6 protein-coding genes are annotated in these 12082 nt (G+C 71.5%); 5 read left to right on the plus strand and 1 reads right to left on the minus strand.

Annotated features, from left to right (window positions below):
- Positions 1–144: 144 nt before the first annotated feature.
- Together N7925_RS09630 and N7925_RS09635 are read left to right on the plus strand one after the other, a co-directional pair.
- Positions 145–765: a TetR/AcrR family transcriptional regulator gene (locus N7925_RS09630; RefSeq protein WP_274343630.1), complete on the plus strand. Its 621-nt coding sequence runs from the start codon at positions 145–147 to the stop codon at positions 763–765.
- 364 nt (positions 766–1129) lie between these two features.
- Positions 1130–3175 (plus strand): M4 family metallopeptidase, encoded by a 2046-nt coding sequence (locus N7925_RS09635; protein ID WP_274343631.1) that lies wholly within the window; start codon positions 1130–1132, stop codon positions 3173–3175.
- A 157-nt stretch (positions 3176–3332) separates the two neighbouring features.
- On the opposite strand, the gene glgP is transcribed toward N7925_RS09635, so the two are convergent.
- Complete coding sequence (gene glgP / locus N7925_RS09640; protein WP_265599266.1) at positions 3333–6002, minus strand: alpha-glucan family phosphorylase; 2670 nt, start codon at positions 6000–6002, stop codon at positions 3333–3335.
- 700 nt (positions 6003–6702) lie between these two features.
- Here glgP and N7925_RS09645 point away from each other — a divergent pair.
- The 3 genes from N7925_RS09645 (at position 6703) to N7925_RS09655 (ending at position 12078) form a co-directional block, all read left to right on the plus strand.
- Positions 6703–8721 (plus strand): alpha-1,4-glucan--maltose-1-phosphate maltosyltransferase, encoded by a 2019-nt coding sequence (locus tag N7925_RS09645; protein WP_274343632.1) that lies wholly within the window; start codon positions 6703–6705, stop codon positions 8719–8721.
- Positions 8718–10424, plus strand: coding sequence for a maltose alpha-D-glucosyltransferase (treS, locus tag N7925_RS09650; RefSeq protein ID WP_018958927.1), 1707 nt, complete (start codon positions 8718–8720; stop codon positions 10422–10424). Before N7925_RS09645 ends, treS begins: the two co-directional genes overlap by 4 nt.
- A 232-nt stretch (positions 10425–10656) precedes the next feature.
- Positions 10657–12078 carry a maltokinase N-terminal cap-like domain-containing protein gene (locus N7925_RS09655; RefSeq protein WP_265599269.1) on the plus strand — a complete coding sequence of 474 codons (1422 nt, stop codon included), beginning with the start codon at positions 10657–10659 and terminating at the stop codon, positions 12076–12078.
- Positions 12079–12082: the final 4 nt, after the last annotated feature.

Consider the following 12082-nt stretch of genomic DNA (forward strand, 5'->3'; position numbering starts at 1 on the left):
GAGCTCGTTCGGACCGCACGGAGGAGACCGCACGGAGTACCACCACACCTGTGGTACCACCACACCTGTGGTACCACGGCTGGGGTAGCATCGGCAAGGGCACCCCCTCGCGGGCGGCAGCCGTACGGGAGTGAGGGAGCGCGCGTGAATCCGGACCGCCGGGACCGACTGCGGGACGCGGCCGTCGAGGTGCTGGCCCGGGACGGCGGGCGCGGGCTGACCCACCGGGCCGTGGACCGGGCCGCCGAGGTGCCGCCGGGGACCACCAAGAACTACTTCCCGACCCGGGACGCGGTGCTCCGCGCGGCGGCCGAGCGGTGCCTGGAGCAGTACCTCGCGCTCACCGCGCAGTTGGCGGCGGCTCCGGGGCCGGCGGACCGCGAGGGCCTGACAGCCCTCTTCCGCTCACTCCTGGAGAACGTCGCGGGGCCGGGCCGCTCCCGGCTGCTGGCGGTGCTGGAGCTCCAGGCCGAGGCGACCCGGCGCCCCTGGCTGTCCTCCATCCTCGACCCGATGGCGAGCGGGGATTTCGTGGGCATGGAACTGGCCCAGCGCTCCGCCGGGCTGCCTGTCACCCCGCAGCGGGCCGCCGTCGTCACCCTCGCTCTGCACGCGGCGATCCCGCATCTGCTGACGGACGGGCCGGCCACGCTCGCGGCGTCGGGGCTGGACGACGTGGACCGCTTCGTGCGTGACCTCCTGGACGCGGTGTACCCGCCGGGGGCCACCGCCCGAGCGTCTCGGCCACCCCACGCCGCCCCCTGACGGGCCGCCGGGTCCCGGCGCGTTCCGGCATGCGAATCTGGCCAGAACCCGACGCCGTCTCACCAGGCGGTCACCCCACCCCTCCCCGCCCGCGACGGCGCGGTGCCCGTCGGGCGCGAAACCTGTGACCACCCTGTGAATGCCGGGCTCCACCACGCCCGGTAACGCTGCGGCAATGATCGGCGAAACGTCCGCTTAACGAACATGACCTTTCCGGCAACGAACGAAAACCGGCCAACATGTTGACGCGGTCCTGACAGGTGCGGTCATCTGCTGAGACTCTTCACCCCGTTCTGCGCACCGCCTGCACCGTCCGGACGGCCCGTCCAGCGCCGCCGGTACCCCCCTCGCAGAAGGAGTCCGCGTGAGATCCACGCCCAGCCGTCGCGCCACCGCGACCGGCGCTCTGATAGCCGCAGCAGCCCTCATAGCCGTCGCCATTCCGTCCGGGGCCGCGACCGCCACCTCCGCTCCCTCCTCGGCCCCGCTCGGCGGCATCACCGCCGGCACGAAGGCCGACCCGGGCGCCCTGCCCGTCAAGCTCTCCCCCGCCCAGCGCGCCGAGCTGCTCAGCGAGGCGAACGCCACCAAGGCGGCCACCGCCAAGGAGCTCGGCCTCGGGTCCACGGAGAAGCTCGTGGTCCGCGACGTCGTCCAGGACCGCGACGGCACGACGCACACCCGCTACGAGCGCACCCTGAACGGGCTTCCCGTCCTCGGCGGCGACCTCGTGGTCAAGGCGTCCGCGGCCGGAGCGACCGAGGGCGTCAGCAAGGCGTCGAAGGCGACCAGCGCGCAGCTGAAGGCCGTCGGACTCACCGCCGACGTGGCCCCGGCAGCGGCCGAGAAGCAGGCGCTCGGCGCGGCGAAGGCCGAGGGGTCGAAGGCGAAGAAGGCCAGCGAGGCCCCGCGCAAGGTGGTGTGGCTGGGCAGCGGCTCCCCGCAGCTCGCGTACGAGACCGTGGTCGGCGGACTCCAGCACGACGGCACCCCGAACGAGCTGCACGTCGTCACCGACGCCGCCTCCGGCGAGAAGCTCTACGAGTGGCAGGCCGTCCACAACGGCACGGGCAACACGCAGTACAACGGCCAGGTCACCCTGGGCACCGCGCCCTCGTACACCCTGACCGACACCACGCGCGGCAACCACAAGACGTACAACCTGAACCGGGGCAGCTCCGGCACCGGCACGCTGTTCTCCGGCCCGGACGACATCTGGGGCGACGGCACTCCGCAGAACGCCGAGACGGCCGGCGCGGACGCCCACTACGGCGCGGCCGAGACGTGGGACTACTACAAGAACGTGCACGGCCGCTCCGGCATCCGCGGTGACGGCGTCGGCGCGTACTCCCGCGTCCACTACGGCAACAACTACGTCAACGCGTTCTGGCAGGACAGCTGCTTCTGCATGACGTACGGCGACGGCAGCGGCAACGTGAAGCCGCTGACCTCCCTGGACGTGGCCGCCCACGAGATGACGCACGGCCTGACCTCGGTCACGGCCAAGCTGGTCTACAGCGGCGAGTCCGGCGGCCTCAACGAGGCCACCTCGGACATCTTCGCCGCGGGCGTGGAGTTCTACTCCGACACCGCCCAGGACCCGGGCGACTACATGGTCGGCGAGAAGATCGACATCAACGGCGACGGCACCCCGCTGCGCTACATGGACAAGCCCTCCAAGGACGGCTCGTCCAAGGACTACTGGTACTCGGGCATCGGCAACGTCGACGTCCACTACTCCTCGGGCCCGGCGAACCACTGGTTCTACCTGCTCTCCGAGGGCAGCGGCGCCAAGACCGTCAACGGCGTCAACTACGACTCGCCGACCTCCGACGGGCTCCCGGTGACCGGCATCGGCCGGGACAAGGCCGCTCAGATCTGGTTCAAGGCGCTCACCACCAAGTTCACCTCGACGACCAACTACGCGGCTGCCCGCACCGGCACGCTCGCGGTCGCCGGTGAGCTGTACGGGACCACCAGCCCCGAGTACGCGGCCGTGGCCCACGCCTGGGCCGGCATCAACGTGGGCGCCCGCCCCGGCGGCGGCGACCCCGACCCGGGCGGCAAGGTGTTCGAGAACACCACCGCGGTGGCCATCCCGGACGCCGGCGCCGCCGTCACCAGCGCGGTCACCGTCTCCGGTGTGACCGGCAACGCGCCGAGCACCCTCAAGGCGGACGTGAACATCACGCACACGTGGCGCGGTGACCTGGTCGTCGATCTGGTGGCCCCGGACGGCACCGCCTACCGGCTGAAGAACTCCTCCTCCGGCGACTCCGCGGACAACGTGGTGGCGACCTACACGGTCAACGCCTCGTCCGAGGTGGCCAACGGGGTCTGGAAGCTGAAGGTCCAGGACGTCGCACGCCAGGACACCGGGCGGATCAACAGCTTCAAGCTCACCTTCTGATCCCACCGGGCCCACCGGCCCGCTTCTGACCCACCGGGCCCACCGGCCCGCGCGGAGCGCAGACGGAACGGCCCGGGAGGGGTCCGCCCCTCCCGGGCCGTTCGCCATGGCGTGGACGAGGGGACCAGCGCATGCGCGGGGTCCCCGGGGCGAGCGCTCAGCGCAGCAGCACGCCCGCGCCCTCCCCCGCCGCCTCGGCCGGCAGGGCGACCAGGCCCAGTTCGGCGCTGGTGGCCAGCAGCGGGTGGGCGGGCAGGACGCGCACGGTGTAGCCGTACGGTCCCGTCCGGTCCAGCGCGAGCGGCCCCTCGTACAGCCAGCGGTCCTCCAGGTCCTGGCCGCCCGCCGGCTTCAGCGGGAAGGTCTGGGCGTCCGCGATGGCGTCGCCCGAATCGACCCGGCCCGCGACCACCTGGACCTCCACGTCGTCCGGGTCCAGGCCGCCGAGCGCGATCCGCACCCGCAGCGCCAGGGTGGCGCCGAGCTCCGCCGAGCCGCCCGCCGCGGTGTCGGTCACCGACTCCACGTGGTCGACGGAGACCCCGCGCCAGGCCGCCCGGACCTTGGCCTTCCACTGGGCGAGGTCCCGCGCGGCCCCGGGATCCAGGGCCCGCCGGGACCGCGCGGCGGGGGCGTACAGGCGTTCCACGTACTCGCGCACCATCCGCCCCGCGAGCACCCGCGGTCCCAGGGAGACCAGCGTGGAGCGGACCATCTCGATCCAGCGGTCGGGCAGTCCCCCGGCCCCCCGGTCGTAGAAGCGCGGGGCGACGCGGTCCTCGATCAGGGCGTACAGGGCGTTCGCCTCCAGCTCGTCGCGGCGGTCCTCGTCGGTCGCCGAGCCGTCGGCGGTGGGGATCTCCCAGCCGAAGTCCGGGTCGAACCACTCGTCCCACCAGCCGTCACGCACGGACAGGTTCAGGCAGCCGTTCAGCGCCGCCTTCATCCCGCTCGTGCCGCACGCCTCCAGCGGACGCAGCGGGTTGTTGAGCCAGACGTCGCAGCCCGGGTAGAGCTTCTGGGCCATGCCCATCCCGTAGTCCGGGAGGAAGACGATGCGGTGGCGGACCCCCGCGTCGTCCGCGAACCGCACCAGCTCCTGCACCAGCCGCTTGCCGCCGTCGTCGGCGGGGTGGGCCTTGCCCGCGACGACGATCTGGATCGGGCGGGTCGGGTGCAGCAGCAGCGCCCGCAGCCGGTCGCGGTCGCGCAGCATCAGCGTGAGCCGCTTGTACGAGGGAACGCGCCGGGCGAAGCCGATCGTCAGGACGTCCGGGTCGAGGACGCCGTCGATCCAGCCCAGTTCGGCGGTGCCCGCGCCGCGCCGGCGCCAGGAGGCGTAGAGCCTGCGGCGGACCTCGGTGACCAGCTGGCCGCGCAAATCCCGGCGCAGCTCCCAGATCTCCTGGTCGCCGATGCCGCCCACCGCGTCCCAGCGGCGCGGGGCGCCGCTCCGCGAGGAGTCCTCGCCATCCACCGGGCCGCCCGCCAGCACCTGGTGGGCGCGGTCCTCGCCGACCTGGCCCGCGCCGAGGCGGAACACCTCGGGGGCGACCCAGGTCGGTGCGTGGACCCCGTTGGTGACGGAGGTGATCGGCACCTCGGCGGGGTCGAAGCCCGGCCAGAGCCCGGAGAACATCTCCCGGCTGACGGCCCCGTGGAGGGTGGAGACGCCGTTGGCGCGCTGGGCGAGCCTCAGGCCCATCACCGCCATGTTGAACAGCTCCGGCTCACCGCCGGGGTAGGTCTCGGTGCCGAGCCGCAGGATCTTCTCGACACCGACGCCGGGCAGCTCGCCGTCGTCGCCGAAGTGGCGGGCGACGAGCCCCCGGTCGAAGCGGTCTATCCCGGCGGGCACCGGGGTGTGGGTGGTGAAGACCGTCCCGGCCCGGACCACTTCCAGGGCGGCGTCGAAGTCAAGACCGGTGGGGATCAGTTCACGGATACGCTCCAGGCCGAGGAAGCCCGCATGGCCCTCGTTGGTGTGGAACACCTCCGGCTCCGGGGTGCCGGTCAGCCGGCACCAGGTGCGCACCGCGCGCACTCCGCCGATGCCGAGCAGCATCTCCTGGAGCAGGCGGTGGTCGCTGCCGCCGCCGTACAGCCGGTCGGTGACGTCGCGTTCGCCCGGGGCGTTCTCCTCGACGTCGGAGTCGAGCAGGAGCAGCGGCACCCGGCCGACCCGGGCCAGCCAGATGCAGGCGTGCAGCGAGCGTCCGCCGGGCAGGGCCAGCACCACCCGGGCAGGGGCGCCGTCGGCCTCGCGGACCAGTTCGAGCGGGAGTTCGTTGGGGTCGAGGACGGGATAGTGCTCCTGCTGCCAGCCCTCGCGCGAGAGGCTCTGGCGGAAGTAGCCGTGCCGGTAGAGCAGGCCCACGCCGATGAGCGGGACGCCGAGGTCGCTGGCGGCCTTGAGGTGGTCGCCGGCCAGGATGCCGAGGCCGCCGCTGTACTGGGGCAGTGCGGCGGTGACGCCGAACTCGGGTGAGAAGTAGGCGACGCCGGAGGGCAGTTCCGCTCCGGCGGCCCGCTGCTCCTGGTACCAGCGGGGGCCGTTCAGATATTCGGCCAGATCGGCGGAGGCCTCGGCGAGGCGGCCGAGGTACTCCTCGTCCCCGGCCAGTTCGGTGAGCCGCCCGGCGGACAGCGAGCCGAGCAGGCGTACGGGGTCGGCGTCCGCGGGCCGCCAGCCCTCGGGGTCGGCGGACCGGAAGAGCTCACGGGTCTCGGTATGCCACGACCAGCGCAGGTTGTGCGCGAGGTCGTGGAGAGGTCGCAGGGGTTCGGGGAGGACAGGACGCACGGTGAATCGACGAATGGCCTTCACGTACTCCACCTTTACAGGGGACTTGCGCATCCGGGCGGACGCACCACGGTGTGCGTCCCTTCCGTCACCCCTGAAGGTAGCGGCCGTCCGTGGCGGTCCGCCACGGCGCGCGGACGGCGCGCGAGGTCCCGGCGCGGCCGGTACGCGCCTCCCACAGGGGCCCCGCGCGTCCCGCCCGTGATCCCCCGTCACTCCGCTTACCTGGGGGTTTGGCCGATTTCACCCCGTACGCAGCCTTGTGGACCTCCCTGCCACAAGGAAGGCTGCCGTGTGGCGCCGCAGAGCGGGTATCCGGAACCCGTGGAGGCGCTCCGGGCTCCCCCAAGGGCTGTCCCGCAATTCCCGGCGGGGGCGTGCGCGCCGCGTGCGGCGGGGCCCGGGCGGTCGACTACGACCGAGTAGTTAACACAGCGCCGGATTTCCCACCCGCGGACGCGGGGAAGGCTTCCCCGGTACGCGGCACGACCCGGCCCGCAGACGTTCTCCGTGCATCCGGAAACATGCACGAAACCCCCGCGACCCATCCATTCGAGTGCCATTCGAGTGAACGCGGACAGGAGCGGCCATGCCCACAGCCCGTCAGCAGACAGCCGAGCAGCTACAAAGGACAGATCCCCGTCTTCGCGGCACACGCGGTCGGTCCTCCGCGCCCGTGCCGTCCCCCGTGCACACCGAGCTCCTCCAGCCCTCAGGTGATTCCATGATCGGTCGTATTCCCGTCCTGGACGTCCGTCCTCTCGTCGACTGCGGCAGACGGGCGGCGAAAGCCGTCGTCGGTGAGACCTTCCAGGTCAGCGCCACCGTCTTCCGTGAAGGCCATGACGCGGTGGCCGCCAACGTCGTGCTGCGCGATCCGAGCGGACGGGTCGGGGCGTGGACCCCGATGCGCGAGGCGGCGCAGGGCACGGACCGGTGGGAGGCGGATGTCACTCCGGCCTCCGAGGGCCGCTGGACGTACACGGTGGAGGCCTGGAGCGATCCGGTCACCACCTGGCGGCACCACGCCGCGATCAAGATCCCGGCGGGCATCGACACGGACCTGGTGCTGGCGGAGGGCGCGGCGCTGCTGGAGCGGGCCGCGGCGGGCGTCCCGAAGAAGCACGGCCGGGAGGCGGTGCTGGCGGCGGTGGACGCGCTGCGCGACACGGCCCACCCGCCGGCCGCCCGGCTGGCCGCAGCCCTGACCCCGGCCGCCGACGCGGTCCTGGCCCGGTATCCGCTGCGCGAACTGGTCACCCGCTCCAAGCCGCTGGCGGTGCGGGTGGAGCGCGAGCGGGCGCTGTTCGGGTCGTGGTACGAGCTGTTCCCGCGCTCGGAGGGCGCGGAGCGGGTGCCGGTGGACCCGGCGGACACCTCGCCGGACGCGGAGACGCGGCTGGTCAGCGGCACCTTCCGGACGGCCGCCGAGCGGCTGCCCGCGGTCGCCGCGATGGGGTTCGACGTCGTGTACCTGCCGCCGGTCCACCCGATCGGGACGACCCACCGCAAGGGCCCGGACAACTCCCTGACGCCCGGGGAGCACGACCCGGGCGTGCCGTGGGCGATCGGTTCACCGGACGGCGGGCACGACGCGGTCCACCCGGAGCTGGGGACGCTGGAGGACTTCGACCACTTCGTGTCGGTGGCCCGCAATCTGCGGATGGAGATCGCGCTGGACTTCGCGCTCCAGTGCTCGCCGGACCACCCGTGGGTCAAGGAGCACCCGGACTGGTTCCACCACCGCCCCGACGGTTCGATCGCGTACGCCGAGAACCCGCCGAAGAAGTACCAGGACATCTATCCGATCGCCTTCGACAAGGACATGCGCGGTCTGGTGGCGGAGACGGTACGCATCCTGCGCTTCTGGATGGACCGCGGGGTGCGGATCTTCCGCGTCGACAACCCGCACACGAAACCGGTGGTCTTCTGGGAGAAGGTCATCTCCGAGATCAACGGCGCCGACCCCGACGTCATCTTCCTGGCGGAGGCGTTCACCCGCCCGGCGATGATGCGCACCCTGGGCACGGTCGGCTTCCAGCAGTCGTACACGTACTTCACCTGGCGCAACACCAAGCAGGAGCTCACCGAGTACGTCACGGAGCTGTCCGGCGAGGCCGCCTCGTACATGCGGCCCAACTTCTTCGTGAACACCCCCGACATCCTTCCCGGCTACCTCCAGGAGGGCGGCCGCCCGGCCTTTGAGACACGGGCGGTCCTGGCCGCGACGCTGGCCCCTTCCTGGGGCGTGTACGCGGGATTCGAGCTGTGCGAGAACACCCCGGCCAAGCCGGAGAGCGAGGAGTACCTGCACTCGGAGAAGTACGAACTGCGCCCGAGGGACTGGGAGTCGGCGGAACGCGAGGGCCGCACGCTGACGCCCCTGATCACCTCGCTGAACCGGATCCGCCGGCGCAACCCCGCTCTGCGGCAACTGCGCGACGTCCACTTCCACCACACCGACAACGAAGCGCTGATCGCCTACAGCAAGCGCTCCGGAACGAACACCGTCCTGGTGGTCGTGAACCTCGACCCGCACCACACCCAGGAGGCCACGGTCTCGTTGGACATGGAGCGGCTCGGCCTCTCCTGGCACGAGCGCGTACCGGTGCGCGACGAGCTCACCGGCGATACCTACCACTGGGGCAGGGCCTTCTATGTGCGCCTAGAGCCGGGCATCACGCCCGCGCACATCGCCGTCCTGCGACCGTCCCCGCCGACCGGAGGGTCACCCACACCATGATCGTCAATGAGCCTGTCCACGACACGTTCGAGGACACTCCCGCCAAGGACCGCGATCCCGACTGGTTCAAACGCGCCGTCTTCTACGAGGTGCTCGTCCGGTCCTTCCAGGACTCCAACGGCGACGGAATCGGCGACCTCAAGGGCATCACCGCCAAGCTGGACTATCTCCAGTGGCTCGGCGTCGACTGCCTCTGGCTGCCGCCGTTCTTCAAGTCGCCGCTGCGCGACGGAGGCTACGACGTCTCCGACTACACCGCCGTGCTGCCGGAGTTCGGCGATCTCGCCGACTTCGTGGAGTTCGTGGACGCCTCGCACCAGCGGGGCATGCGCGTCATCATCGACTTCGTCATGAACCACACGAGCGATCAGCACGAGTGGTTCCAGCAGTCCCGCACCGACCCGGACGGGCCGTACGGCGACTACTACGTCTGGGCGGACGACGACAAGCAGTTCCAGGACGCCCGGATCATCTTCGTCGACACCGAGACGTCCAACTGGACCTTCGACCCGGTGCGCAAGCAGTACTACTGGCACCGCTTCTTCTCGCACCAGCCGGACCTCAACTACGAGAACCCGGCGGTCCAGGAGGAGATCCTGGCGGCCCTGCGCTTCTGGCTGGACCTGGGCATCGACGGCTTCCGGGTCGACGCGGTGCCCTACCTCTACCAGCGCGAGGGCACCAACTGCGAGAACCTCCCCGAGACCCATCACTTCCTCAAGCGGGTCCGCAAGGAGATCGACGCCAACTACCCGGACACCGTGCTGCTCGCCGAGGCCAACCAGTGGCCGGAGGACGTCGTCGACTACTTCGGCGACTACGAGCAGGGCGGGGACGAGTGCCACATGGCGTTCCACTTCCCCGTGATGCCGCGGATCTTCATGGCGGTGCGCCGTGAGAGCCGCTACCCGGTCTCCGAGATCCTGGCGAAGACCCCGGCGATCCCGAAGAACTGCCAGTGGGGCATCTTCCTGCGCAACCACGACGAGCTGACCCTCGAAATGGTCACGGACGAAGAGCGCGACTACATGTACGCGGAGTACGCCAAGGACCCGCGGATGCGCGCCAACATCGGCATCCGGAGGCGGCTGGCCCCGCTGCTGGACAACGACCGCAACCAGATCGAGCTGTTCACCGCCCTGCTGCTGTCGCTGCCCGGCTCCCCGATCCTCTACTACGGGGACGAGATCGGGATGGGCGACAACATCTGGCTGGGCGACCGGGACGCGGTGCGCACCCCGATGCAGTGGACGCCCGACCGCAACGCCGGGTTCTCCTCCAGCGATCCGGGGCGGCTCTACCTCCCCACGATCATGGACCCGGTCCACGGCTACCAGGTCACCAACGTCGAGGCGTCGATGGCCTCGCCGTCCTCGCTGCTGCACTGGACCCGTCGGATGATCGAGATCCGTAAGCAGAATCCGGCCTTCGGTCTCGGCGAGTACACCGAACTGCCCTCGTCCAACCCGGCGGTGCTGGCGTTCACCCGCGAGTACGGGGACGATCTCGTCCTGTGCGTGCACAACTTCTCGCGGTTCGCGCAGCCGACGGAACTGGACCTGCGATCGTTCAACGGACGTCATCCGGTGGAATTGATCGGCGGGGTACGCTTCCCGGCCATCGGCCAGTGGCCCTACCTGCTGACCCTCGCGGGACACGGCTTCTACTGGTTCCGGCTGCGCAAGGACGCGCCGCCGGCCTGATGCCGGCCCCGCCCCGTGCGGGACGGTTTCCGCCGTCCCGCACGGGGCACCCTGACCCCTAGGCAAGGCCTTGGGCCTTCACCCTTCCGGCGCCTTCGGCCTTCACCGTTCCGCCGTTCGAGTCCGTAGAGACGCTCCTGACCCGACACGTCCCGCACAGCCGGACAGCCATTGCCGCAATCCGGGACACTCTTCGCATCCTGTGGTGTGCCCGGGGAAAGGACGCGATGCCATGTCGGAGGCTGCATCCACTCACGTCGCCCTGGCGAAGAGCACGAGGAACAGCGCAACGGCCGGGGTGACGAAGGACGGGAATCTGCTCCCGTCCCTCGCCCCGCTGCTCCATGCCTGGCTGCCCAGGCAGCGGTGGTTCGCCGGAAAGGGCCGGCCGGTCACCGGCTTCTCCCTGGTCTCGGCCACCGAGATGCTGCCGCTGGACGGCACGGCGGGCCCGGGGCTGCTGCACCTGCTGGTGCGGGTCGAGCAGCCCGCCCAGCAGACCCGCCCGGCCGAGGACTGCTACCAACTGCTCCTCGGTGCAAGAACGTCACTTCCACCGCTCCTCGCGGGCGCCCTTATCGGCCGGGTCGAGCGGGGCCCGCTCGCCGGACGGGCCGTCTACGACGCGCTGCACGACCCGCGGCTGGCCGATCTGCTGCTGGAACGCTTCCGCCGCCCCGGGAGTCTCGGCTCCCTGCGCTTCGAGCGGACCGCCGCGATCCCGGCCGGTCTCGCGCCCCGGGTGCTCGACGCCGAACAGTCCAACTCCTCGCTCGTCTACGGGGATGCGTACATCCTCAAGATCTTCCGCCGCGTCTTCCCGGGCACCAACCCGGACCTGGAACTGCCGCTCGCCCTCAGCGGCGAGGGGTGCGAACGGGTACCGGCCCCGGTCGCCTGGTTCGAGGCGCCAGGACCCGAACCGCTCACCCTCGGCGTCCTCCAGCCCTTCCTGCACGGCGCACGCGACGGCTGGCAGCTCGCGCTGGGCGCGCTCGCCGCGGGCCGCGACTTCCTCAGCGAGGCCCGGGCGCTGGGCCGGGCCACCGCCGAGGTCCACACCGCGCTCGCCGCCGCGCTGCCGACCCCGGCGCTTCGCGGCACCCAGACGCGGCAGCTCGTCGCGGAGATGACCCGACGGCTGGAGGCCGCCGCCCAGGCGGTCCCGGCGCTCGTGCCGTACGTCCCCGGACTGCGCGCCGCGTTCGAGGCGGTGACCGACCTCGGGGTCCGGGGCAGCGGCTGGGCCCAGCAGCGGGTGCACGGCGATCTCCACCTCGGACAGACGCTGCGCTCCGCCGACGGGTTCTGGTCGCTGATCGACTTCGAGGGCGAACCGGCCCGCCCGCTCCCCGAGCGCCGCATGCCCGCGCCCCCGGTCCGTGACGTCGCGGGCATGCTGCGGTCCTTCGACTACGCGGCCCGCTCGCACCGCCCGTGGAACCCGGAGTGGGCGGCCCGCTGCCGTGCCGCCTACTGCGAGGGCTACGCGCAGGCGTCGGGCAGCGACCCGCGCTGCGAACCGGAGCTGCTGCGCGCCCATGAGACCGACAAGGCCGTGTACGAGGTGCTGTACGAGGCCCGGCACCGCCCCGACTGGCTGCCGGTTCCGATGGCGGCCATCCAGCGACTGGCCCAGTCCGCAGCGGCCTGAGCCG

This window comes from Streptomyces sp. CA-278952, assembly GCF_028747205.1.
In the GTDB taxonomy this organism is placed as follows: Bacteria; Actinomycetota; Actinomycetes; order Streptomycetales; family Streptomycetaceae; genus Streptomyces.

Excerpts from the sequence above, each read along its gene's own strand:
- N7925_RS09655 (WP_265599269.1), top strand. The coding sequence starts at position 10,657 with ATGTCGGAGGCTGCATCCACTCACGTCGCCCTGGCGAAGAGCACGAGG.
- treS (WP_018958927.1), top strand. The coding sequence starts at position 8,718 with ATGATCGTCAATGAGCCTGTCCACGACACGTTCGAGGACACTCCCGCC.
- N7925_RS09645 (WP_274343632.1), top strand. The coding sequence starts at position 6,703 with ATGATCGGTCGTATTCCCGTCCTGGACGTCCGTCCTCTCGTCGACTGC.